The 23,032-nt window shown below is 61.7% G+C and carries 23 protein-coding genes; 21 read left to right on the top strand and 2 right to left on the bottom strand.

The window, feature by feature from the left end; all coding sequences use genetic code 11:
- Window positions 1-419 precede the first annotated feature (419 nt).
- Complete coding sequence (locus tag AC30NL_RS01850) at window positions 420-1,016, top strand: Maf family nucleotide pyrophosphatase (protein WP_489462311.1); 597 nt, start codon at window positions 420-422, stop codon at window positions 1,014-1,016.
- Window positions 1,013-1,774, top strand: a complete 762-nt coding sequence (locus AC30NL_RS01855; protein ID WP_489462312.1) for an SAM-dependent methyltransferase — start codon at window positions 1,013-1,015, stop codon at window positions 1,772-1,774. Before AC30NL_RS01850 ends, AC30NL_RS01855 begins: the two co-directional genes overlap by 4 nt.
- On the opposite strand, the gene AC30NL_RS01860 is transcribed toward AC30NL_RS01855, so the two are convergent.
- Both AC30NL_RS01860 and AC30NL_RS01865 read right to left on the bottom strand, forming a co-directional pair.
- The gene (locus AC30NL_RS01860; protein ID WP_489462313.1) at window positions 1,763-3,265 is read right to left on the bottom strand and encodes a DEAD/DEAH box helicase; all 1,503 of its coding nucleotides are present in this window, start codon (window positions 3,263-3,265) and stop codon (window positions 1,763-1,765) included. The genes AC30NL_RS01855 and AC30NL_RS01860 overlap by 12 nt on opposite strands.
- Window positions 3,266-3,311: 46 nt before the next feature.
- Window positions 3,312-4,403 (bottom strand): MraY family glycosyltransferase, encoded by a 1,092-nt coding sequence (locus AC30NL_RS01865; RefSeq protein ID WP_489462314.1) that lies wholly within the window; start codon window positions 4,401-4,403, stop codon window positions 3,312-3,314.
- A gap of 92 nt (window positions 4,404-4,495) precedes the next feature.
- Here AC30NL_RS01865 and rfbB point away from each other — a divergent pair, with 92 nt between their 5' ends.
- From rfbB to AC30NL_RS01960, 19 genes are all read left to right on the top strand, one after another.
- Window positions 4,496-5,572 carry a dTDP-glucose 4,6-dehydratase gene (gene rfbB, locus AC30NL_RS01870; protein WP_489462315.1) on the top strand — a complete coding sequence of 359 codons (1,077 nt, stop codon included), beginning with the start codon at window positions 4,496-4,498 and terminating at the stop codon, window positions 5,570-5,572.
- Complete coding sequence (rfbD, locus tag AC30NL_RS01875) at window positions 5,569-6,465, top strand: dTDP-4-dehydrorhamnose reductase (RefSeq protein ID WP_489462316.1); 897 nt, start codon at window positions 5,569-5,571, stop codon at window positions 6,463-6,465. The genes rfbB and rfbD overlap by 4 nt, the downstream gene beginning before the upstream one ends.
- A 24-nt stretch (window positions 6,466-6,489) precedes the next feature.
- The gene (gene rfbA, locus AC30NL_RS01880; protein ID WP_489462317.1) at window positions 6,490-7,371 is read left to right on the top strand and encodes a glucose-1-phosphate thymidylyltransferase RfbA; all 882 of its coding nucleotides are present in this window, start codon (window positions 6,490-6,492) and stop codon (window positions 7,369-7,371) included.
- Window positions 7,371-7,931 carry a dTDP-4-dehydrorhamnose 3,5-epimerase gene (rfbC, locus tag AC30NL_RS01885; protein ID WP_489462318.1) on the top strand — a complete coding sequence of 187 codons (561 nt, stop codon included), beginning with the start codon at window positions 7,371-7,373 and terminating at the stop codon, window positions 7,929-7,931. The genes rfbA and rfbC overlap by 1 nt, the downstream gene beginning before the upstream one ends.
- Before the next feature lie 270 nt (window positions 7,932-8,201).
- The gene (locus AC30NL_RS01890) at window positions 8,202-8,981 is read left to right on the top strand and encodes a hypothetical protein (RefSeq protein WP_489462319.1); all 780 of its coding nucleotides are present in this window, start codon (window positions 8,202-8,204) and stop codon (window positions 8,979-8,981) included.
- Window positions 8,893-9,579: a HipA domain-containing protein gene (locus tag AC30NL_RS01895; RefSeq protein WP_489462342.1), complete on the top strand. Its 687-nt coding sequence runs from the start codon at window positions 8,893-8,895 to the stop codon at window positions 9,577-9,579. The genes AC30NL_RS01890 and AC30NL_RS01895 overlap by 89 nt, the downstream gene beginning before the upstream one ends.
- 78 nt (window positions 9,580-9,657) lie before the next feature.
- Window positions 9,658-10,035 carry a MarR family EPS-associated transcriptional regulator gene (locus AC30NL_RS01900; RefSeq protein ID WP_489462320.1) on the top strand — a complete coding sequence of 126 codons (378 nt, stop codon included), beginning with the start codon at window positions 9,658-9,660 and terminating at the stop codon, window positions 10,033-10,035.
- A 3-nt stretch (window positions 10,036-10,038) separates the two neighbouring features.
- Window positions 10,039-10,986: a GDP-L-fucose synthase family protein gene (locus AC30NL_RS01905; RefSeq protein ID WP_489462321.1), complete on the top strand. Its 948-nt coding sequence runs from the start codon at window positions 10,039-10,041 to the stop codon at window positions 10,984-10,986.
- 22 nt (window positions 10,987-11,008) lie between these two features.
- Window positions 11,009-12,142 carry a GDP-mannose 4,6-dehydratase gene (gene gmd / locus AC30NL_RS01910; RefSeq protein WP_489462322.1) on the top strand — a complete coding sequence of 378 codons (1,134 nt, stop codon included), beginning with the start codon at window positions 11,009-11,011 and terminating at the stop codon, window positions 12,140-12,142.
- Entirely contained in the window at window positions 12,135-13,151 is a 1,017-nt protein-coding gene (locus tag AC30NL_RS01915) for a GDP-mannose 4,6-dehydratase (protein WP_489462323.1), read from the top strand. The genes gmd and AC30NL_RS01915 overlap by 8 nt, the downstream gene beginning before the upstream one ends.
- 15 nt (window positions 13,152-13,166) lie before the next feature.
- Window positions 13,167-14,168: a UDP-N-acetylglucosamine 4,6-dehydratase (inverting) gene (gene pseB, locus AC30NL_RS01920; RefSeq protein ID WP_489462324.1), complete on the top strand. Its 1,002-nt coding sequence runs from the start codon at window positions 13,167-13,169 to the stop codon at window positions 14,166-14,168.
- Complete coding sequence (gene pseC / locus AC30NL_RS01925; RefSeq protein ID WP_489462325.1) at window positions 14,165-15,313, top strand: UDP-4-amino-4,6-dideoxy-N-acetyl-beta-L-altrosamine transaminase; 1,149 nt, start codon at window positions 14,165-14,167, stop codon at window positions 15,311-15,313. The genes pseB and pseC overlap by 4 nt, the downstream gene beginning before the upstream one ends.
- Complete coding sequence (gene pseF / locus AC30NL_RS01930) at window positions 15,310-15,999, top strand: pseudaminic acid cytidylyltransferase (protein WP_489462326.1); 690 nt, start codon at window positions 15,310-15,312, stop codon at window positions 15,997-15,999. The genes pseC and pseF overlap by 4 nt, the downstream gene beginning before the upstream one ends.
- On the top strand, window positions 15,996-17,075 hold the full coding sequence (gene pseG, locus AC30NL_RS01935; RefSeq protein ID WP_489462327.1) for a UDP-2,4-diacetamido-2,4,6-trideoxy-beta-L-altropyranose hydrolase: 1,080 nt from the start codon (window positions 15,996-15,998) through the stop codon (window positions 17,073-17,075). The genes pseF and pseG overlap by 4 nt, the downstream gene beginning before the upstream one ends.
- Window positions 17,072-17,719: a formyltransferase family protein gene (locus AC30NL_RS01940; protein WP_489462328.1), complete on the top strand. Its 648-nt coding sequence runs from the start codon at window positions 17,072-17,074 to the stop codon at window positions 17,717-17,719. The genes pseG and AC30NL_RS01940 overlap by 4 nt, the downstream gene beginning before the upstream one ends.
- A complete protein-coding gene (gene pseI / locus AC30NL_RS01945; RefSeq protein WP_489462329.1) occupies window positions 17,716-18,759 on the top strand; it encodes a pseudaminic acid synthase in 1,044 nt (347 codons plus the stop codon). The genes AC30NL_RS01940 and pseI overlap by 4 nt, the downstream gene beginning before the upstream one ends.
- Before the next feature lie 19 nt (window positions 18,760-18,778).
- Window positions 18,779-19,606 carry a class I SAM-dependent methyltransferase gene (locus AC30NL_RS01950; protein ID WP_489462330.1) on the top strand — a complete coding sequence of 276 codons (828 nt, stop codon included), beginning with the start codon at window positions 18,779-18,781 and terminating at the stop codon, window positions 19,604-19,606.
- Complete coding sequence (locus AC30NL_RS01955; RefSeq protein WP_489462331.1) at window positions 19,603-21,150, top strand: lipopolysaccharide biosynthesis protein; 1,548 nt, start codon at window positions 19,603-19,605, stop codon at window positions 21,148-21,150. The genes AC30NL_RS01950 and AC30NL_RS01955 overlap by 4 nt, the downstream gene beginning before the upstream one ends.
- On the top strand, window positions 21,147-23,030 hold the full coding sequence (locus tag AC30NL_RS01960) for a glycosyltransferase family protein (RefSeq protein WP_489462332.1): 1,884 nt from the start codon (window positions 21,147-21,149) through the stop codon (window positions 23,028-23,030). The genes AC30NL_RS01955 and AC30NL_RS01960 overlap by 4 nt, the downstream gene beginning before the upstream one ends.
- Window positions 23,031-23,032 lie beyond the last annotated feature (2 nt).

The raw sequence follows: 23,032 nt of genomic DNA on the forward strand, positions 1-23,032 counted from the left end.
AGCTCTGCCTTAGCTCTGCCTTAGCTCTGCCTTAGCTCTGCCTTAGCTCTGCCTTAGCTCGCGCTATGGCGAGCATTGCAACGACGAGCGGGTGCGATTCAAACTGATGTCTACGCTTCAGGTTGCGGACACCGATTTTCGTTCAGGCTGACCCTTCGATACCTCAGGGCAGGGTACGCCAGCGGCGTATCGAAGCCCCATCCCGACGCTCCACAAGCCCTTCGATACCTCAGGGCGAACGGGTGTTGATGACTTCACATCAGTTTGAATCGCACCCACGACGAGATGACGAGCAGGGGGGTCTTTTGGCGTGATGAGCGGGCATGATCGAAATACTCTCAGCCTCTCAGCCTCTCAGCCTCTCAGGCCGACAGGGCGCCGCCGCCCGTCAGGCATTCGACCGATGGGAGAATCTCGGCATGATCATCTCGCCGCCCGCCCTTGTTCTAGGATCGACATCGCGTTATCGCAGGGAGCTTCTCGAAAGATTGCGGCTGCCGTTCAGCGTGGACGCTCCACAGGTGGACGAAACGCCGATTCCCGGCGAGAAGCCTGGGGATCTCGCTCTTCGCCTGGCACTCGCCAAGGCGCGAAATGTTGCATCACGAGCACCTCGGTCGATCATCATCGGCTCGGATCAGGTGGCCGATCTCGATGGAGCTCCAGTTGGAAAGCCTGGAACTCATGAACGTGCCACCGAACAGCTTCGCTCGATGAGCGGGCGGAGTGTCGTGTTCCAGACTGCAATTGCCGTCGTCCGAGCAGATACAGGTTTCGAGTCCTCTGCGCTTGTACCGGTCACTGTTCGATTTCGACACCTGAGCGACGCGGAAATCGAGCACTACCTGCGAATTGAAGAACCCTACGACTGCGCAGGCAGCGCGAAATCCGAGACCCTGGGGATCGCACTGCTGGATTCGATCGAATCCGATGACCCCACAGCGCTCGTGGGCCTCCCGCTGATCAGGACCTGCCACTTGCTGCGCGAAGCCGGGCTGGATCCGCTCGCCCCATGACCGGCACCCTCTTCCTCGTCCCCAATACGCTCGATTTCGGCGTCGTGGCGGGCACACCCCCACCGCTGTCGGACGATCTTCCGCTGGGCGTGATTCGAACTGCCGCACGCCTGACTCATTGGGTGGCGGAGAACGCCAAGACAACGCGCGCCTTTCTCAAGCGGGTGGATGCTGTCGTGCCATTGACTCAAAATCTTCAGTCGGTGCAAATCGTGGAGCTACCCCGCCCACAAAAAGGCGCAAAGCATGCCGCCCCTGCGCCGAACCTCGACGCCCTCCTCACCCCTCCCCTTCAAGGCGTCGACATGGGGCTGATCTCCGAGGCGGGCCTTCCTGCGGTGGCCGATCCAGGCGCGGCGTTGGTCGAAGCGGCCCACCGGCGCGGCATCAAAGTCGTGCCGCTGTCAGGACCGAGTTCACTGATGCTCGCCCTGTCGGCCAGTGGACTGAATGGGCAGAGTTTCGCCTTCGTGGGCTATCTACCCGTTGAAGCCACCGAGCGCGGAGCCCGCATTCGCGAACTCGAAGCCCTGTCGCGGCGGCATGGCCAGACACAGCTGGTCATCGAGACGCCTTATCGCAACGAGGCATTGCTCGAGGCACTGCTCGGCACCCTCGCCCCGAGCACGCGGCTGTCGATCAGTTGTGGACTCACCCTGCCTTCAGGATGGACACGAACAGACACCGTAGCCCGCTGGCGAGGTGGAGCAAGCACGATCCCGAAAGACGTACCGGCTGTCTTCGGCCTACTGGCTTGAATCTACAGGTTCAGCCTTTTTCGCGCCGAAAAGCGCAGCGACCTTGCGCTTGGGCTTGATGTTGGGCGAGAGGCCACGCGGCGACGGAACGGATTGCGAGGCCTTGGTCTCCCACGCGGGCTCGGCAGTGGCGCTGGCCTCGTAGGGACGCTCGAAGAACGGGTCCATCTTGGGCTTCGGTGACGCATACCCATAGCCCGGGCTACTCGTTCGCGGCGTGGGGCGACTGTCGCGACGCTCGTCGTCATCGCGACGCGGGCGATCGCGCAGTTCGCGGCGCGTGCGATCGTCGTCCAGCTCCAGCGGCTCAAGCTCAATCTTCTTCTTGATCAGTTTCTCGATGTCGCCGATCAAGCGAGCGTCCTCGCGCGTCACCAGCGTAATAGCCAACCCCGACGCTCCAGCACGGCCCGTACGGCCGATGCGGTGAACGTAGTCTTCTGCATTGAAAGGAACGTCGAAGTTGAAGACGGCAGGCAGATCGGCGATGTCCAGGCCGCGCGCCGCGACGTCGGTGGCCACAAGCACATCGACTTCGCCGCGCTTAAAGGCCTCCAGGGCCTTCAAGCGTTCGTCCTGCGACTTGTCGCCATGCAGGGCATTGGTGCGCAAGCCATCGTGCTCGAAGGCACGAGCAAGACGAGCGCAGCCGAGCTTGGAGTTGACGAAAACAATGGCCTGCGTGAGGGTGCGGTCCTTGATCAGTTTCAGGACAGCAGCACGCTTGTCGTCGGTCGCAACGCTGAAGAAGCGCTGCTCAACGTTGGTCGCAGTCGCGTTCGGCCGCGCCACTTCCACGAGGATCGGATCCTGTAGGTAGCTCTCGGCGAGTCGCTTGATTTCGGGCGAAAACGTGGCGGAAAACAGCAAAGTCTGGCGCTGCTTGGGCAGGTAGCTCAGGATGCGCTGCAGGTCGGGCAGGAAGCCGATGTCCAGCATGCGGTCGGCTTCGTCGAGCACGACGTACTCGACTTGGTTGAGCACCGCACTCTTCGCTTCGATGTGGTCGAGCAGGCGCCCCGGCGTGGCAATCAGCACTTCGACGCCAGCTTTCAGCTCGAGCGTCTGTGGCTTCATGTCGATGCCGCCGAAGACGACAGTGGCCCGAAGCTTGGTGTGCTTGGAGTAGGTTTTGACGCTGTTGGCGACCTGGTCGGCCAGTTCGCGGGTCGGCGCAAGAACCAAGGCCCGCACGGGATGCCGCGCCGGCGACATGCTCGGGTTCTCGTGTTTGAGCATTTTTTGCAAAAGAGGCAGCGAGAACGCCGCCGTCTTGCCGGTGCCGGTCTGGGCTGCACCCATCACGTCACGGCCGTCCAGGACGATTGGGATGGCTTTCGCCTGGATGGGCGTCATCATCAGATACCCCGACTCCGCGACGGCGCGAAGCAGCTTCGGGTCAAGCGGAAGGGTGTCGAAACGGGCGGGGGCGGGCTGTGGCGATTCGGTGGCGGTCGCCCCGGCGCCCGCGGCCAGGGTTTTTTCGGTCATCCGTCGATTATCGCCGGGCGGGGCAAAGCCCCTTTTATGTCACCAATCAGCGCCGAACAATGAGCCAGTCGGGCACTCTTAATTTCACAATGCTTCCGTACAGAAAGACATACGTCATTGCAAACATGATGATGAAGCCGCCCAGCACCAGCGAGTTGCTCCAAAAGAGCATCGCCGGCACGACCGACATCATGCACAGCAACCACAGGTAGGGCGCAGTCATCGAATTACGTTTGGTCAGGACTTTGGCCTCGCGATTACCCACCGCCCAACGCATCACGCGGCGGTAGATGAGGCTGTGCAGGTGAACGCCATCGGGCATCCCGATGGCGCGGCCACGAACGAACTTGCGGCGGTACATCGAGAACACTGTCTCGAAGATCGGATAGATGCACATCAGCAGCGGACACAGCGGCGATACGTTGGGGTTTCGATGCACGAGCAACACACTCAGCTCAGCGACGAAGAATCCGAGGAAATATGCCCCGCCATCACCCAGAAAAATCAAGCCCGCCGGGAAGTTCCAAATGAAAAACCCCATGACGGCGCCCAGCCCCGACAGTGCACACAGCGCAATCACAGAATCGCCAGCCTGAAATGCGACATAGGCTGTTGCTGCGAGCATGAGTACGACGCACATCGCCGCCAATCCATTGAAGCCATCGATGATGTTCACGGCGTTGGCGACGCCGGCCACGGCGAACAAAGTGACAAGGACAGCACACACACGAAATGACACGAGCCAATCGATTCCGGGAATGTCTGTACGGTCAATGATGGCCCCGAGGAACCAAGCCGCAAGCCCGGCTGACACTGCGGTGAAAAAGAGTCTGCGACGCGGACTCTGGGTCTTTGTGAGATCCTCGGCCAGACCCGAAAAAAATGCCGGAACGGCGCAAAGCATGAGTTGGACACCGAGCAGCGTCTGGCCAGAACTGAGCACAGTGAAGATGCCGAGTGCGGCAGCCAGTCCAATGACGATACCCAATCCGCCGACCCGAGGTACCGGACGCGAATGGAACTTCTGAGGCCCCGACATGTCGAGGTCCGCCGAGAAATGCGAATGGGTGCGGGCCGAACGGATGATGAAGAAAGTGACTGCAGCGGATACGGCGAAGCCGAGAAGCAAAACGATCATGTCCTTAGTGTATTCGGGGGGCTCTAGGTGCCTCGTACGGCGGTCGATACAATCGCGCCCGCTCTCCCCATACGAATAACCAGGGCTTTGTCATGCTGTTGATCACTGGAGCCGCGGGCTTCATCGGCGGAAACTTCGTCCACCACTGGTTCGAAAGCTCAAGCGAACCAGTGGTAGTGCTGGACAAGCTCACCTATGCCGGGAACGCAGCGACGATCGCCGCATTCCTGAAACCCGGTCACTGCGAGCTGGTGCAAGGCGACATAGGAGACCGAGCTCTTGTCGCAAGATTGCTGAATGAGCACGCGCCACGTGCCCTGCTCCATTTCGCGGCCGAAAGTCATGTTGATCGCTCTATTCATGGCCCTGGAGAATTCGTCCAAACCAATCTGGTTGGAACATTCGGCCTGCTTGAAGAAGTGCGGGCGTACTGGACCGAACTGTCCGGTGAAAAGAGAGATTCATTTCGCTTGCTACACGTCTCCACCGACGAGGTCTACGGTTCGCTGAGCGACACGGACCCCGCCTTCACCGAGACGACACCCTATTCACCCAACAGCCCCTATTCGGCCACCAAGGCCGGGAGCGACCACCTCGTTCGTGCCTATCACCACACGTATGGCATTCCAACTCTGACAACGAATTGCAGCAACAACTACGGTCCGTATCACTTTCCGGAAAAGCTCATCCCGCTGATGATTCTGAATGCATTGGACGGAAAACCATTGCCCGTTTATGGTGACGGAAAGAATATACGAGATTGGCTCTATGTGCGCGATCACTGCGAAGCGATTCGCCAGGTTCTCGAGCGCGGTCGACCGGGAGAAACGTACAACGTTGGCGGCAAGAACGAGATTCGAAACATCGACGTCGTGACGACCATTTGCCGCAAGCTGGACGCACTGCGTCCGCGCGCGACGGGCAAGTACGAAGATCTCATTACTTATGTGACGGACCGCCCTGGTCATGACAGGCGGTATGCCATCGACCCGAGCAAGATCGAACGCGAGATCGGCTGGCAGCCGACCGAGACATTTGCCAGTGGTATCGAGAAGACGGTTCGTTGGTATCTTGAGAACGATGAGTGGATCGCAGGTGTCAGGTCTGGGGCCTATCGCCAGTGGATTCAGACGCAGTACGGCCATGAATCCCGAGGGCCTGGCGTTTGAAGATTCTGCTTTTCGGCAAGGGCGGTCAGGTCGGTTGGGAGCTGCAGCGAGCACTACTTCCACTCGGAGAACTCGTTGCGGTCGGCTCCGAGAGTAAGGATCTGTCCGGCGATTTCAGCCAACCCGAAGAAATCGCGCGGACGATTCAATCAGTCCGCCCAGACATCATCGTCAATGCCGCAGCCCATACGGCTGTCGACAAGGCCGAGAGCGAGCCCGACTTTGCACGCACGTTGAACGCCACCACCCCAGGCGTGATCGCACGGGCGGCAGCAGCATCGGGCGCGTGGCTGATGCACTACAGCACGGACTACGTGTTCGACGGCAGCGGCACTGCCCCCTGGACCGAAGATTCACCCACCGGCCCTTTGAGTGTCTACGGTCGCACCAAATTCGAAGGCGAGCAGGCAATTCGCGAAAGCGGGTGCAAGCACATCATTTTCCGCACGAGTTGGGTCTACGGGGCGCGCGGCGGCAACTTTGCCAAGACCATGTTGAGATTGGCGCAAGAACGCGAACGCCTCACCGTCATCAACGATCAGTTCGGCGCGCCAGCGGGCGCGGATTTGCTCGCCGACTTGACGGGGATAGTGCTTCGTACAGCACTGTCGCGGAGTGAGGTAAGTGGGACTTATCACGCCGCACCAGCAGGAGAAACCACTTGGCATGGCTATGCGACTCATGTGATCGAATTCGCCCGAAGGGCTGGCTTGGCCATCAAGGTGCAGCCTGCTGCGATCGAAGCCGTACCGACGAGTTCGTTTCCAAGTCCCGCAAAGCGGCCTGGTAACTCGCGGCTCAATACATCAAAGTTGCGGAACACATTCAACGTCACGCTGCCCGATTGGCGAATTGGCGTTGATCGAATGCTGACTGAAATACTCGAGCGCTAAAGCGCCCTGGGAAGGAGAGGCACCATGACAAGAAAGGGAATCATCCTTGCCGGAGGGTCAGGAACGCGATTGCATCCGGCGACACTTGCCGTGAGCAAGCAATTGCTGCCGGTCTACGACAAGCCGATGGTGTACTACCCCTTGGCCACTCTGATGCTCGCTGGCATACGCGACATCCTGCTCATCAGCACCCCCCAAGACACACCGCGCTTCGAGGCGCTGCTGGGCGACGGTGCCAAATGGGGTGTCAACATCAGCTATTGCGTACAGCCCAGCCCAGATGGCCTGTCGCAGGCTTTCATCCTGGGCAAGCAGTTCGTCAACGGCCAACCCAGTGCGCTGGTGTTGGGCGACAACATCTTCTACGGGCACGACCTGCAGGGCTTGCTCCATTCGGCCGCCAACCGTAGCACGGGTGCCACCGTTTTCGCCTACCACGTGCACGACCCTGAGCGCTACGGCGTGGTGGCCTTCGACGCCACCAAGCGCGCGCTGAGCATTGAAGAAAAGCCCAAGGCGCCCAAGAGCAACTATGCGGTGACCGGCTTGTATTTCTACGACGAGCAGGTGTGCGACATCGCGGCCAGCATCAAGCCCTCGCCTCGTGGCGAGCTGGAGATCACCGACGTCAATGCGCACTACCTCACCCGAGATCAACTCAATGTCGAAATCATGGGGCGCGGATATGCGTGGCTGGATACCGGCACGCACGACAGCCTGATGGAAGCGGGGCAGTTCATTGCCACGCTGGAAAAGCGGCAAGGCCTGAAGGTGGCGTGCCCTGAAGAGATTGCGTTCCGATCTAGCTGGATCAGCCGGGAGCAGCTTGAGGCCCTGGCGCAGCCGATGTTAAAGAACGGCTACGGCCAATACCTCATGCAAATTGTCAAGAGCCAGGTATTTTGATGAAAGTGACCAAGACCGCCATCGACGGTGTGCTGATTCTCGAACCTAAGGTGTTCGGCGACGCGCGCGGCTTCTTCATGGAGAGCTTCAACCAGAAGACCTTCACTGAGGCTCTCGGCAGTGAAGTCAACTTCGTGCAAGACAACCATTCGCGATCAACCAAGGGCGTGCTGCGTGGGTTGCACTACCAAAAGCCGCCGCACGCGCAGGGCAAGCTGGTGAGGGTTACGCAAGGCAGCGCCTATGACGTGGCCGTGGACATCCGGCGTGGCAGCGCAACTTTCGGCCAGTGGGTGGGCGTCGAGTTGAGCGGTGAAAACCATCGCCAGTTGTGGCTGCCTCCCGGCATGGCGCATTGGTTTCTTGTTACAAGCGAGAGCGCCGACTTTCTCTACAAGACCACCGACTACTACGCGCCACAGGCCGAGGGCTGCGTGCTTTGGTCCGACCCAGTCCTGGGCATCACCTGGCCCGACGTGGGCATGGCCCCTCGACTGGCAGACAAGGACGCTGCTGCGCCGCCGTTGTCAGGGGTAATCGCCTTTGAAGGCACGGCCTGATCGGCGCTGACTGCGAGCCCATGGGACAAGGCCTATATCTTCTCAAAACAAGAGAGGTTTTCAGTCAATCCATTGGCCTCGGCTGCCCCCATCTCCCTTCGGGCCAAGCCCGTCGAAGCCAGCGCAGCGCACCGTGCACCCTTTGACAAACTCATGGCGGACGGAGACTGTCCGGGGAATATCACTATCAGCAAGCTGGAGAAATTTCCCGTCGATTCCATTGGCAGGTGCCCACATGAAATCTTCTCTCGAATCATTTCATAATGGCGCATGCGCCCGAGAAACCAACCTGCCCGAGATCAACTAACTGCGGTACTGGTCCGGCGCGCCCCCATCAGTGCTTCCAGCGTCGCCGAGCAACTCGGTGTCAGCATCCCGACCCTGCACCGCCTGCTGCAAGAGATTGGCAGCAGCGTGGTGTCCACCGGCAAGGCGCGGCGCACACGCTACGCGTTGCGCAAGCCCCTGCGAGGCGAGCTGGCTGAATTGCCGCTCTACGAAGTCGACGCCTCGGGCTGTGCTGAGCTGGTAACCAGCCTGGCCCTGGTGCATCCCCAAGGCACCTGCATGAGCCTTGCGAGCACCGCTTGGCCCGTGCCCGAAGAATCTCGCGACGGGTGGTGGGACGGACTACCCTACCCCCTGTACGACATGCGCCCCCAGGGCTACATGGGCCGCCAATTCGCGCGGGCCGAGCATCGCCAACTGCGTGTCTCTGTAAACCCCGAAGAATGGACCGATGCCGATGTGCTCTACGTACTGAGCCGCACCGGCTCTGACGTAAGCGGCAACCTGATTCTCGGCAACCCCGCCTACGAGCATTGGCAGGGCAACAAGGTGGCGCCGCCCGAGCCCTTGAAGCCGCGCGCGCTGGGCCGCCTATGCGCGCCTTGCCGAGCAAGCCGTCACCACCGGTGTGGCCGGCTCCAGCGCGGCCGGCGAATTCCCCAAGTTCTCCGCACTGCGCGAACTAGCCGGCAGCGCCACGCCCCATGTGATGGTGAAGTTCTCTGGGGCCGATGGTTCACCCGCTGTGCAGCGCTGGGCTGACCTACTCGTCAGCGAACACCTGGCACTGGAATCCGCGGCAACGCTGCCGGGCGTTGAGGCCGCCAAGAGCCGCATCGTCACTTATGAGGGTCGCACCTTTCTTGAGGTTGAGCGCTTCGACCGCCACGGCATGTTCGGCCGCAGCGCCCTGAACAGCCTGTCCACACTCGACGCCGCATTGATAGGTGAGGGCTCAACCAATTGGCCACAGCTGGCAGCCCGCTTCGCCACGGCCGGACTCATCGCACCCGATGACGAGGCGCGCATCCAGCACCTCTGGTGGTTCGGCCGCCTCATCGCCAACACCGACATGCACACCGGCAACCTCAGCTTCAGGCCGCAGAAGTTGCTGCTGCTGGCCCCCGCATATGACATGCTGCCGATGCTGTATGCCCCGCTACCGGGTGGCGAAGTGCCTGTGCGCAGCTTTGAGCCACCGCTGCCGCTGCCGCCGCAAAAACCCGTGTGGGCCGTCGCATGCGCGGCGGCTCTGAGGTTCTGGAACCATGCATCGCAGGATGCTCGCATCAGCAAAGAATTCAGAGACATATGCGCGTCCAACGCCAGGCGCTTGAAGCAGGTAGCCGATCGCCTGTAAGAGCACAAGGCCATCATGTTTAGACGTCAGCCGCGTCGTGTACAGTCCGCGTTCACGGCGTGAACAGACATACCTTCTATGGCCAAATCAGCCCCCGAACCACCCATTCATGGTCAACAGTTGGATCTGATGCGCCTCCTGAGCGATCAACCTGCAGCCTCGCAGCGAGAAATTTCTCAGCGGCTCGGCCTAAGCCTCGGCAAAGCAAACTACTTGGTGCGCGCCTTGCTCGACAAAGGCCTTGTCAAGGCCCACAACTTTCGCCGCAGCGACAACAAGATGGCGTATGCCTATCTGCTCACGCCCCGCGGCGTGGCCGAAAGAATCAGGCTCACGCGGGCATTTCTGGCACGCAAGAAATTGGAATTCGAGTTGTTGAAGACCGAGATCCAGTCACTGCAGAGCCAAGTCGAGGCCGATAGAAAGTCTTCCGCCTACAACAAACGCCAAGGCTAACCCATGCCACTCCACAAGAGTTCAAAGGTCTTCGTCACCGGCCACCGTGGCATGGTGGGTTCGGCGCTGGTTCGCAATCTTCGATCGCGCGGCTTTAACAACTTGCTCCTGCGCACGCGCAGTGAATTCGACCTGCTCGATCAGCAAGCCGTCCATGCTTTCCTTGCAGAGCACAAACCCGACTACATATTCCTTGCCGCGGCCAAGGTGGGTGGCATCCAGGCCAACGACCGCTACCGCGCCGACTTTCTGTACCAGAACCTGCAACTCGAATCGAACCTGATTCACGGCGCTCACATGGCGGGTGTGCAAAGTTTGATGTTCCTGGCATCAAGCTGCATCTACCCTCGTGACTGCCCGCAGCCGATCAAGGAAGAGTACCTGTTGACTGGCCCGCTCGAATCGACAAACGAGCCTTACGCCATCGCCAAGATCGCCGGCATCAAGCTGTGTGAAAGCTTCAATCAACAATTCGGCCGCCAGTACGTGAGCGTAATGCCCACCAACCTGTACGGCCCGAACGACAACTACGACCTCGAGAACAGCCACGTGTTGCCCGCCCTCATCCGCAAGGCCCACGAAGCCAAGTTGCGCGGCGACCACGAATACGTGGTGTGGGGCAGCGGCACCCCTCGGCGCGAGTTTCTCTACGTCGATGACCTGGCCGACGCATGCGTGCACCTAGCCGAGCAAGGCTATGGCGGCCCGCTGGTCAACATCGGCACCGGCGAAGACGTGACGATTCGCGAGCTCGCCGAAACGGTAATGAGGGTGGTCGGATTCGACGGGCGTGTCGTCTATGACCGCACCAAGCCCGACGGCACACCACGCAAGTGGCTCGACGTGCAGCGGCTGGCAGCATTAGGCTGGCGCGCAACAACGCCGCTGAAAGAGGGCATTCAGAAGGCCTACGAGGCCGCCCCGTTTTTCACCCAAGCGGCCTCTGCCTGATCACATTGAGAGACGACAAGCCATGACCCAACCCAAAGTTGCCCTCATCACCGGCGTGACCGGCCAGGATGGGGCCTATCTGTCCGAGTTGTTGCTAAACAAGGGCTACGAGGTGCACGGCATCAAGCGCCGCAGTTCGTCGTTCAACACCGACCGCATCGACCACCTGTATCATGACCCGCACGTCGATCACCAGCGCTTTGTGCTGCACTACGGTGACCTGACGGACTCGACAAATCTCATCCGCATCATCCAGCAGGTGCAGCCCGACGAAATCTACAACCTCGCGGCCATGAGCCACGTGGCGGTGTCATTCGAAACGCCGGAGTACACGGCCAACGCCGATGGCATCGGCACGCTTCGCATCCTGGAGGCGATCCGCATCCTCGGGCTGGAGAAGAAGACGCGCTTCTACCAGGCGAGCACCTCCGAGCTCTATGGGCTGGTGCAGGAAACGCCGCAGAAGGAAACCACGCCGTTCTATCCGCGCAGCCCGTATGCAGTGGCAAAGCTGTACGCCTACTGGATCACGGTGAACTACCGCGAAGCCTACGGTCTGTACGCCTGCAACGGGATTCTGTTCAACCATGAAAGCCCGTTGCGCGGCGAGACCTTTGTGACGCGCAAGATTACCCGAGCACTCGCGCGCATTGCACTCGGGCTGCAGGATTGCCTTTACCTCGGCAATATGAGCGCCCTGCGCGATTGGGGTCATGCACGCGACTACGTCGAGATGCAGTGGCTAATGCTGCAGCAGGACAAGCCAGAGGATTTCGTGATCGCCACCGGCGTGCAGTACAGCGTGCGCCAGTTCATGGCGTTGGCAGCTGGGCAGCTGGGGATCAGCATGTCGTTCGAAGGTCAAGGTGAAAACGAAATCGGCGTCGTCACTCAGGTCGAACGCATGGACGGCGACTTGAAGGCCAGATGCAAGCCCGGCGACGTGATCGCCAGGGTGGACCCGCGCTATTTCCGGCCGACCGAGGTTGAGACGCTACTGGGCGATCCAAGCAAGGCGCGAGAAAAGTTGGGCTGGATTCCGAAGATTGGATTGCCTGAGCTCGTGACGGAAATGGTTGAAGCCGACTACACGAGCGCCAAGCGCGACAGTTTAGTCAAGTCGGCCGGCTTTCAGGCCTATGACTACCATGAGTGAGGCCGCGACAACGCGGCGAGCCCTCATTTGCGGCGTCGGCGGACAGGATGGCGCCTACCTTGCCCGTTTCCTGCTCGGCAAGGGTTACGAGGTCGTGGGGAGCTCGCGCGACGCTACTTCGATGAACCGCCTCGGGTTGAAGTCGCTCGACGTCGACGGCCGCGTTCAAGTGGTCTCAATGGCTCCCAACGACTTCCGAAGCGTGCTGCAAACCATCACGCGAACGGCACCGGACGAGATCTATAACCTTTCGGGCCAGTCGTCGGTGGGCCTGTCGTTCGACCAACCTGTAGAGACGATCGAAAGCATCGCCATCGGCACGCTAAACCTGCTGGAGTCGATTCGATTCGTCGAGCGTCCTATCGGCTTTTACAACGCCGGCTCGAGCGAGTGCTTCGGGGACACCGGCGACCGCCCTGCCGACGAGTCCACACCGTTTCGCCCACGCAGCCCTTACGCCGTGGCGAAGGCCTGCGCACACAACCTGGTTGTCAACTATCGCGAGGCGTACCAGATGCGGGCCTGCACGGGCATCCTGTTCAATCACGAGTCGCCCCTTCGAGCAGAACGATTCGTCACGCAGAAGATCGTGCGCGCGGCCTGTCGCATCGCCGCCGGCAAGCGCGAAAAGCTGCGGCTCGGAAATCTCGACATCCACCGCGACTGGGGATGGGCGCCAGAATACGTCGAAGTGATGTGGCTGATGCTGCAGCAAGCGCAGCCCGAGGACTTCGTGATTGCGACTGGCCGCTCAGCCTCGCTCGAATATTTCGTGGAGCGCGCCTTCGCCGGCCTGGGTCTGGCCTGGCGCGAACACGTGGAGCAAGACACGTCGCTTCTGCGGCCGACGGACATCCGCTACGGAGCAGCAGACCCAACCCGTGCCACGCGCCGTCTTGGATGGAAAGCCCGACACGACGTCGACGAAGTCATTGCGCAGATGTCCCGCGCGGAGCAGGAACGGCTGTCGCAAGCTGGCGCCGGCCTCGATCAACGCGTCCCTACTTGATTCCTTCGGTACCCTATGTTCAACGACAAATCCGTTCTCATCACCGGCGGCACCGGCTCGTTCGGCAAAAAGTACGTAAAGACGCTCCTGACGCGCTACAGGCCGCGCCGCATCATCGTGTTCTCGCGTGACGAGCTGAAACAGTTCGAGATGCAGCAGGAGTTCAACGCGCCCGAGATGCGCTACTTCATCGGCGACGTGCGCGATCCGAAGCGGCTCGAACAGGCCATGCGTGATGTCGACTTCGTCATTCACGCCGCTGCACTTAAACAAGTGCCGGCGGCCGAGTACAACCCAATGGAGTGCATCAAGACCAACATTCACGGAGCTGAGAACGTGATCGCAGCGGCCATCGACGCGGGCGTTGAGAAGGTCATCGCCCTATCGACCGACAAGGCGGCCAACCCGATCAACCTGTACGGTGCGACCAAGCTGGCCTCGGACAAGCTCTTCGTGGCCGCGAACAACATGGTTGGCAAGAGCGGAACAAGCTTTGCCGTCGTTCGTTATGGCAACGTGGTGGGCTCGAGAGGATCCGTGGTTCCCTTCTTCGAGAAGCTGCTGACTGAAGGCGCTCGCGAGCTGCCCATCACCCACGAAGCCATGACCCGCTTCTGGATCGGCCTGCAGGACGGCGTCGACTTCGTGCTCAAGAATTTCAAGCGCATGTACGGCGGCGAGATCTTCGTTCCCAAGATCCCGTCTATTCGCGTCACCGACTTGGCCGAAGCGATGGCGCCCGGCGTGGCCAAGCATATCGTCGGCATCCGCCCGGGCGAGAAGCTACACGAGATCATGTGCCCGGCCGACGATTCGCACCTGACGCTTGAGTTCGACGACCACTATGTGCTGCGCCCGACCATCAAGTTCCATCATTCCGACGTGGACTACACGGCGAACGCGGCTGGAGAAAACGCGACCGCGGTACCGCTCGGATTCGAATACAACTCGGGTAGCAATCCGCACTTCCTCACGCCGGATGAGATTCGCAAATTCAACGCGAAGGCCATGGAATGATCCCCTACGGCCGGCAAAACATCTCCGACGACGACATCAAGGCCGTTGTCGACGTCCTGCGGTCCGACTTCCTCACGCAAGGGCCAGTCGTTCCGGCCTTCGAGCAAGCCGTCGCCGATCATGCCGGCACGACGCACGCAGTGGCGGTGAACAGCGCCACCTCGGCCTTGCACATCGCTTGCATGGCCTTGGGCCTCGGCCCCGGCGATCGCCTTTGGACCTCGCCGAACACCTTTCTCGCGTCGGCCAACTGCGCGCTGTACTGCGGAGCCTCGGTCGACTTCGTCGACATCGACCCAACGACCTGGAACATGAGCGTTCCAGCGCTCGCAGACAAGTTGGCCGCGGCCGAGCGCCATGGGCGCTTGCCGAAGGTCGTCGTGCCGGTGGCCTTCGGCGGACAATCCTGCGACATGCGGGGCATCAAGGCGCTGGCGCAGCGATACCACTTCGCGATCCTCGAAGATGCATCGCACGCCGTCGGGGGGCGCTACGCTGGACAGCCGGTAGGTTGTGGCGAATTCGCCGACATCACTGTCTTCAGCTTTCATCCCGTCAAGATCGTGACCACGGCTGAGGGCGGCGCCGCCGTCACGCGCAGCAGCGAACTCGCCGAATCCATGCGGCTCTACCGCAGTCACGGCATGACGCGTGAGGCCGCGCTGATGGAAGACCCGAGCGAGGGGCCCTGGTACTACCAGCAGGTCGCCCTCGGCTACAACTACCGCATGACCGAGTTGCAAGCCGCGCTCGGACTCAACCAAATGAAGCGGGTCGATGAGTTCGTCGCCAGACGGCATGCCATCGCCGCACGCTATTCCGAGCTACTGGCCGACTTCCCCTTGCGCCCGCAGCACAACGCGACTGAAACGTACTCGGCACTGCACCTCTATCCCGTCCGCCTGCACGATGCGGCACGCCGTCGCCCCGTCTTCGATGCCATGCGATCGGCCGGCGTGGGCGTGAATGTGCACTACATCCCGGTGCATCTGCAGCCGTTCTACCGACGCATGGGTTTCACGGCCGGCGATTTCCCGCATGCCGAGGCTTACTACGCCGGCGCGATCACCCTACCGATGTACCCGGACCTGATCCCTGCACAGCAGGACGAGGTGGTCCACGCGCTCGGAAAGGCGCTGCAGTGAGACTCGCCGTCATTCCGGCGCGCGGCGGCAGCAAGCGCATTCCGCGCAAGAACGTGCGCTTGTTCCACGGCAAACCGATGATCGCTTATGCGATCGCGACAGCACAGGCCAGTGGCTTGTTCGACGATGTACTGGTCTCCACGGATGATGCGGAGATTGCTGAAGTCGCGCGCGAGCACGGGGCGCTCACGCCCTTCACTCGCCCATCGGAACTGGCCGACGATCAAACGCCGACAGTCCCCGTGATCGCCCACGCCATCACGGCGGTCCGCAGACTCGGCTTGCGCGTCGAGCAAGTTTGCTGCATTTACCCCGGCGTTCCATTGCTGCTGCCAGGCACCATCGCGCAAGCACTTGAGTTACTGGGGCCGGCTCACTACGTGTTCCCCGTCATCCCGTTTCCTTCGCCGATCCAGCGCGCGCTGCGCCGAGATGCAAGCGGTAGTACCACGCCCTTCCACCCCGAATGCGCCGAGACACGCACTCAGGATCTGGAGCCTGCCTTCCACGACGCCGGACAGTTCTATTGGGGCGAAGCGCAGACTTGGGTCGAAGGGAAGAGCCTGCACGGGAACGCGGTCAGCATCGTGCTGCCTGCGTCGCGTGCGATCGACATCGACACTCCGGCCGACTGGGAGCACGCCGAGGCACTGTATCAAGCACTCCGCACGGGCGTGACGTCATGAAGATTGCATTCCGCGTCGACGCATCGTCCGATATCGGCACCGGCCATGTTCGACGCTGCCTCTCGCTTGCCGCCGCGCTTCGCCGCCGCGGTGTGAACTCTTTTTTCGTGACCCGCGACCTGGGGGTGGCGGCGTTCGCGCAAATACGTGCCGAGGACTTCGGATCATTCGTACTTCCCGCTCCCGGGCCCAACGACCGATGGAACCATGTCGAGATACCCCACGCGGCATGGGCCGGTGTGGCCTGGGAGACAGACGCCGAGCAGACCATCGCGGCGCTGCGCTCGTCTCCACCCGACTGGCTCGTCATCGATCACTACAGCTTCGATGCTCGCTGGCACCGGCGCGTCGCGACCGCATTGGGCTGCCAGATTGCCGTCATCGACGACCTCGGAGATCGGATGCTGGACGCCGATCTGCTCGTTGACCACAACGTGAGCGTAGACCATCGAGCCAAGTATCACGGTCGACTGCCTGCCCATTCGGCCATGCTGACCGGCCCGACGTACGCGTTGCTCGGGCCTGCCTACGCAGACGCGGCACGCCACGTGGTGCGCCACGACGTTCGCAGCATAGGCATCTTCATGGGGGGAATCGACCAGGGCAACTACAGCAGCATGGCACTATCCGCATGCCGCGAAGGATCTGCCTTCGACGGCGAGATCGAAATCGTCAGCACGAGGTCTAATCCGAACCTGTACGCGCTGGAGCAGGCCGTGACGCGCTGGCCGAAAACGCGACTCACGCTCGATTTGGCGGACCTCGCAGCCTTCTTCGCCCGCCACGATCTCCAGGTTGGCGCTGCAGGGGGCGCGATGTGGGAACGCTGCTGTATCGGTGCGCCGACCTTGGCTATTAGCGTCGCCGACAACCAGCAGCAGGTCCTGATGCCGCTGGCGAACCTTGGCGTCGTGAGCACCCTCGACGTGCCGTCGGTCGACCCATACGGGTTGACCAGCGCACTGAGGGCATTGATTGGCAACGCTGTCCTTCGGCAACGCCTCAGCGACCGGGCCAAGGGTCTGGTCGACGGCCTGGGCGCTCGGCGGGTCGCGGAATACCTCGTTCGACCATGAAACTTGTCAGCATTCTTTGCACCGATCCGGCGCATCCGATCAACCCGTGGCTCCAACGTTGGGCGCACGCGCATGCGTCACGCGCGCACACGGCAATTGAGCGCGACTTCCGCAATCTTCCCGGTGGCGACATCCTGTTCCTGGTTTCGTGCCATCAGATCATCCGCAAGCCCGTTCGTGACCTGTACCGCCATACGCTCGTGCTCCATGCGAGCGCACTACCCGAAGGTCGCGGCATGTCGCCGCACATCTGGCAGATATTGCAAGGCTGCGAACGCCTAATGGTCACATTGCTCAACGCTGAGGATGAATTGGATTCAGGCGACATCTGGCACCAGGTGGAACTGCACTTGGACGGCACGGACCTGCACGACGATATCAACGCCAAGCTGTTCGACGCCGAGTTGGCGCTCATGACCTGGGCCATGGACCACTGCGACAGCGCCGAGCCGCGCAAGCAGAGCGGCACGCCGAGCTTCTTCCGCAAGCGCTTGCCCGAAGACAGCCGCATTGACCCCTCCCGCGCTCTGAACGAGCAGTTCGACTTGCTGAGGGTGGCGGACCCGGAGCGCTATCCGGCATTTTTCGAGTACCGTGGCCAAACCTACCGCATCCGCATCGACAAACTGAACCGCCCATCATGATCACCATCCAAGACCGCAAGATCGGCGCACTCGCGCGCCCCTACGTGATCGCCGAGATGTCGGGCAATCACAACCAGTCGCTTGAGCGCGCCCTGGCGATCGTGGATGCGGCGGCCCGGGCTGGCGCCGACGCCATCAAACTGCAGACCTATACCGCCGAAACCATGACGCTAGACGTCTCGGCACCCGGCTTTGTTGTTGACGACGAGAAGAGCCTGTGGGCAGGGCGACAGTTGTTCGATCTGTATCGCGAAGCCCACACGCCATGGGAATGGCACAAGCCGATCATGGAACGGGCGGCCTCGCACGGCCTTCATTGCTTCAGCACGCCTTTCGACGAAACCGCCGTCGATCTCCTCGAATCGCTGGAAGTACCGGCTTACAAGATCGCCTCCTTCGAGAACACCGACCTGCCGTTGATCCGCAGGGTTGCCGGCACGGGAAAGCCGATGATCATTTCGACAGGCATGGCGACCGTCGCCGAACTCGACGAGACGGTGCGTACGGCGCGCGAAGCCGGCTGTCGCGACTTGGTGCTGCTGAAGTGCACCAGCACGTACCCATCAACGCCGCAGAACACCAATATCCTGACGATTCCTCACATGCGGCAGTTGTTTGGATGCGAAGTAGGGCTGTCGGACCACACAATGGGTGTCGGCGTTTCGGTTGCAAGCGTCGCACTGGGTGCCACCGTGATCGAAAAGCACTTCACCCTGCGCCGTGCGGACGGCGGCGTCGACTCCACTTTCTCGCTGGAACCGAACGAGATGGAGAGCCTTGTAATCGAGACCGAGCGAGCTTGGCAGGCATTGGGTCAGGTCTTCTATGGCGCGACCGCCGGTGAAAAGAAGTCCACGATGTTTCGCCGCTCGCTCTACGTCACCTGCGACATGAAGGCCGGCGACGTTCTCGACGTGCAATCGCTGCGAGCAATTCGGCCGGGCTTCGGCCTCCCTACCAAGTACGCGGGCGTCTTTCTCGGAAAACGAGTCACGCGAGACATCAGCAAGGGCACCCCGGTCACCTGGGACCTGATCTAGGCCAAGCAAGGTATTCAAAATGACCGCAAAGCAAACCAACGATATCAAGAAGCAAAAGGGCGACTTCTGGTCCAGGCCCGGGGCGGCTGCCGTCTACGAGCGTGGCGTTTCCTCGGTGTCGCCGTTTATTCAGATCAAAAACGAGGTCGAGCGCACGCTCGTACTGCGGCACGCGAAGGGCTACATCCTCGATGCCGGCACCGGCACCGGACGCTTCGCAATCCCCCTCGCCAAGGTCACCGGCAACTCGGTGGTGGCCTTCGACTACTCGGACGAAATGCTCCAGCTAAACCGCCAGCTAAGCCGTGCCGAGGGCGTCGATTCGATCCGCTACCTGCAAGGCGACGTGGAGCACCTGCCTTTCGAGAAGGATCATTTCGACAGCGTCGTCTCCGTCACGGTGGTCAGGCACTTCCCACAATGGCGCGCGATCCTCAAGGAATACATTCGCGTCACAAAACCGGGAGGCAAGATCGTCTTCGAGATGTGCAGCGGCGACCACATCGAGGCGGCCAATCGGGTGGTTGCGCGCTTCGGAGCGAAATACAGCAAGGACGGCTTCCTGAGCTACGAAGCCGAGGTGCGCTTCGACGAACTGCGTGAATGGCTCGACGCCAATGGTGTTGATCTCCTGGAGCGGCACACGTACGACTTCCTCAACAACAATTGCTTCCTGAAGATCGCCACGTTCAACCAACTCGGTTATCGCGTCTTGCTGAAGGCGATCAAGCTGGCGCTCACGCCGAAACCGCTATACCGGCTGGCCGCGTGGCTCGAGCTGACGATGCTGTCGCGCCTTCCGCCGGTGTACTCTTACAACTATATGGTGATCGGCAGGAAGCGGTGAGCAACATCGCTGGCATCCGGGAAGGAACCGGCACCGCGGATCGCTCGCGCCTAGTGAAGGACGCGTCCGGCTACATGGCTGCAACGTATGCATCGCAGGTGCTCGCGTTCGGCATCGGCGTCGTTACCAAGGCACTCCTCGGGCCAGCCGACCTCGGGATTTGGGCGGTACTGCTCGCAACCCTGTCGTTCCTCGGCCTGCTGGAACTCGGCGTGGTCCAGGCCACGAACAAGGAGATCGCCTACGCGCTGAGCAAGGGTGACGAGCGAGCCGCCGCCGAATATAAGCGCGTACAGTTCTCGTTCGTCACGCTGACCGCGCTGCTGGGCTCCGTCGGCTTGGCGTGCTATGCCTTCCTGCACCTCGGAACGGCGAGCGATGCGCTTCCCTTGGGTCTGCTGGCCATCGCGTTGCTGCTGCCGTTCCACCAGATCCACATGGGCCAGATGACCGTGTTCTGGGCCAACCGGTATTTCGCGGCCACGAGCATCCTCATCGTCTTCGAAACCTTGCTGGCCGGCAGCATCGGCCTGCTGCTCGTCTGGAAAGTCGGCATCCTGGGCCAGATCGTCTCCTTCGCTGCCATCCTGTTCGTCAAGCTGGGCGTGCTGGCGTGGCAGGCGCGCGACAACCCGCGCCTTCGCATCGGCTTCGGCTGGCACGGCGACGCGGTCAAGCACCTCATCCGCATCGGCGCCCCGCTGCAGATCATCAATCTTGTCAATGTGCTCAAGCTGTCGGGCACGGTGTTCCTGATTGCCCACTTCTTCAACACTGAGGCCGTCGGCGTGTATGCATTTGCGCAAAGCGTGCAGAACTTCATCTACTGGACGCCGAACGCCTTTTCGATCGTGATGTTCCCGCGCTTCCAGGAGCGCTACGCAGTCTCTCACGACGAAGCCTCGGCTCTGCACTCGTACCTGGTCAAGCCCATCGTCGGCCTCGCGTTCTTCCTGCTCCCGGTGCTAATCAGCGCCGCCTACTTCTTCGTGTCGGTCTTGATCGACCACGCGCTGCCGGCCTACCGGGCTTCCATTCCTGTCCTCGCGGTCATGCTGCTCGGGACGTTCTTCCTATCGCTGGAGCACATGCCGGGACAGTTCCTCACGACTGCGAACCGCCTTTGGGAGCGGGTGAGCCTGTCCGCACTGAGCGTGCTGTTCCTTGCCGCGTGCGTGGCGGCGGCGATCGCCATGGACTGGGGCCTGATCGGTTTAGTGGCCGCCCTGTCAATCGCCAACGCGGTCACCTTTCTCGTGACCTTCACGTACGCCTACGAACTCGCGGACGGCCGACCTTCGGATCCCTGGTTCGTCGCCAAGCTGATCGGCGCCTTTTTGTATACCGGGGCGGTGGTTTCCGCCGTCGATCACCTGCTTCCGGGGTCAGGTGCGGCGTGGTGGCCCGACCTGTCGCTCGCCACCGGCAAGTGGCTTCTTTCATTGATGCTGATGCTGCCGCTGTTCGCTGTTGCCGAGCGTCGGCTCGGGCTCGTCCTCGCGGTTCGGCAGCTCGTCGGCGCACGACTGAAGTTAATGCGATGACCGATCACTATCACGATCACGATGCCATCGTTCTGGTCCAGCGCCCGCACGACGACTGGACCGTTGCGCCATCGCAGCGGCCGCTGTTCGTCTGCGCCGAGATGTTCCTCGACCTCAGGGACATCGAGCAGCGGCGCTGGCGCATGTGGCAGCTACGCAATTCGCTCGTCGACGCAGGCCTATTCGCGACCACGCTTTCCGATTTCCTGCACCCTGACGATATCGCCTGGCTCGAGCATCAGGGAGCCCGGGTGGCACATGAGTGGTACCTGGAACGTGAGTCCGACCGGACAATGTACCGCGGCATCTCCCTCGGGCGCTGCATCGAGTACGAGGTCAAGGCACGCGCCATCCGGCTGCTGAAGCTGTGGCTGACCGTGCGGCGGCTGATACAGCGCCACCCCGGCTGCACCCTCTTCGCCGACTTTGCGCCGGACTCCACCGAATGGAAGCTCCTCGAGTTGCTAGGGCAACCCGTCCAGCGTTTCGGCGCGCTCTCGGCCACATCGCAAACGTCGCCGCCGCAAGCTCAGCCGTCCTGGCGCTCGCGCCTGATATCGAGCGGACGGCGTTGGGGTCTCAGCGCGATGAGGCTCCTGTCGCGCCTGTTCGCCTGGCGACGCGATCCGGCGCTTCCACTGGTGGTGGTTCGCGTCGGGATGCAGAGCGCGAAGATGCTCGAACGCTGGGTGGCCGGACCGCGTCCGGCCGTTCGCTTCTCGCTGTGGATGAACTACCTGATGCGTCCGCGGACGGTGCTGTCACTGGTGTTGGCGGGCGCCTCCATTCCGGAAACGTCGGTGCTCGGCCACGCTGCGACTGCACCAGAACTCGACGCTGCCCTGGACTGGCCATCGCGTCGTACCTCGGTCGCGGGCACAGACGCCCATCTGGGCGACGCCAAGGCGTTGGCACCCCTGATCGACGAGATGCTGTGCCGCATCACCCGCACCGGCTTCCGCGTTGCCCGCACGGACATCGACGACGCCTACGCGACGCTCGGCGAGCCCGCGACGGCCTTGCTCGTGATCCCCAACGACTGCCAGCCTGTGATGAGGGCCTGGACCCTGGTCGCCAAGCGCCTGGCCAGGCGCACGCTGGTGCTTCAGCACGGGCACCTCGACTACACCGAAGACGAGGACCACCTCACGGCGGACCATTCGGCCTTCTGGTCAACCATGGTCGCGCAGGACTATTTGTCAGCGGGGCTTCAGCCGCATCAGATCATCGTTACGGGATCTCCAAACGCCGACGAGTATTGCGTCGAAGACTATCGCCCTTGGCCCTCGAAACAGAAGCTTTCGGGCAAGACGCGAGTCCTTGTCATCACCACCGGCAACCCGGCCGTCCAGGCGTACATCAGCGAGACATGGGTGTGCGACTACATCGCCGGCGTTCTTGAGGCGCTCGCGCCGCGGCTGAGCGAAATCGAGATGGTCGTCAAGCTCCACCCCGGCGAGGACGCCGGCTTGTACAAGGCGAACCTGGGTTCGCTGCTGCCGCCCGGCACCGCCGTTGACGATCGCGGCAATCTCGCCCGATTGATCGCCGAGGCCGACGTGGTGATCAGCCCGCCTTCGACGGTCGTGATCGAGGCGCGGGCGGGAGGCACGCCCGTCATCCTCGTCCGCATACCGTCGGTCGACAATCGGGCCACGACACTGCAACACGCAGAAGGTGTGGCCACGGTGCGCGACTACCGTGAGCTCGGCGGCGCGATCGATCGGATCGTCGCCGGCCGGCGCGAGGACGACGCCCAGGCTTGGCCGCTCTCCCGTTTCCTGGGCCCGCTCGATGGCCACGCGTCGAAGCGGCTGCTCGAGGCCGTGCACGACCTGGCGAGCGCGCCGCAAGGGTTCAGCAATCACAGGCCAGCATGACC

The sequence above is a fragment of the Rhizobacter sp. genome (genome assembly GCA_021153565.1).
Taxonomy (GTDB): Bacteria; Pseudomonadota; Gammaproteobacteria; order Burkholderiales; family Burkholderiaceae_C; genus Albitalea.

Bases quoted from the DNA above. Each gene is read 5' to 3' on its own strand.
- AC30NL_RS01950 (WP_489462330.1), top strand. From the start codon at position 18,779: ATGACCGCAAAGCAAACCAACGATATCAAGAAGCAAAAGGGCGACTTC.
- AC30NL_RS01960 (WP_489462332.1), top strand. From the start codon at position 21,147: ATGACCGATCACTATCACGATCACGATGCCATCGTTCTGGTCCAGCGC.
- rfbA (WP_489462317.1), top strand. From the start codon at position 6,490: ATGACAAGAAAGGGAATCATCCTTGCCGGAGGGTCAGGAACGCGATTG.
- AC30NL_RS01940 (WP_489462328.1), top strand. From the start codon at position 17,072: ATGAAACTTGTCAGCATTCTTTGCACCGATCCGGCGCATCCGATCAAC.
- pseC (WP_489462325.1), top strand. From the start codon at position 14,165: ATGATCCCCTACGGCCGGCAAAACATCTCCGACGACGACATCAAGGCC.
- pseB (WP_489462324.1), top strand. From the start codon at position 13,167: ATGTTCAACGACAAATCCGTTCTCATCACCGGCGGCACCGGCTCGTTC.
- AC30NL_RS01915 (WP_489462323.1), top strand. From the start codon at position 12,135: ATGAGTGAGGCCGCGACAACGCGGCGAGCCCTCATTTGCGGCGTCGGC.
- AC30NL_RS01860 (WP_489462313.1), bottom strand. From the start codon at position 3,265: ATGACCGAAAAAACCCTGGCCGCGGGCGCCGGGGCGACCGCCACCGAA.
- pseI (WP_489462329.1), top strand. From the start codon at position 17,716: ATGATCACCATCCAAGACCGCAAGATCGGCGCACTCGCGCGCCCCTAC.
- rfbC (WP_489462318.1), top strand. From the start codon at position 7,371: ATGAAAGTGACCAAGACCGCCATCGACGGTGTGCTGATTCTCGAACCT.
- AC30NL_RS01865 (WP_489462314.1), bottom strand. From the start codon at position 4,403: ATGATCGTTTTGCTTCTCGGCTTCGCCGTATCCGCTGCAGTCACTTTC.
- pseG (WP_489462327.1), top strand. From the start codon at position 15,996: ATGAAGATTGCATTCCGCGTCGACGCATCGTCCGATATCGGCACCGGC.
- AC30NL_RS01890 (WP_489462319.1), top strand. From the start codon at position 8,202: ATGCGCCCGAGAAACCAACCTGCCCGAGATCAACTAACTGCGGTACTG.
- AC30NL_RS01850 (WP_489462311.1), top strand. From the start codon at position 420: ATGATCATCTCGCCGCCCGCCCTTGTTCTAGGATCGACATCGCGTTAT.
- gmd (WP_489462322.1), top strand. From the start codon at position 11,009: ATGACCCAACCCAAAGTTGCCCTCATCACCGGCGTGACCGGCCAGGAT.
- AC30NL_RS01905 (WP_489462321.1), top strand. From the start codon at position 10,039: ATGCCACTCCACAAGAGTTCAAAGGTCTTCGTCACCGGCCACCGTGGC.
- AC30NL_RS01900 (WP_489462320.1), top strand. From the start codon at position 9,658: ATGGCCAAATCAGCCCCCGAACCACCCATTCATGGTCAACAGTTGGAT.
- rfbB (WP_489462315.1), top strand. From the start codon at position 4,496: ATGCTGTTGATCACTGGAGCCGCGGGCTTCATCGGCGGAAACTTCGTC.
- AC30NL_RS01855 (WP_489462312.1), top strand. From the start codon at position 1,013: ATGACCGGCACCCTCTTCCTCGTCCCCAATACGCTCGATTTCGGCGTC.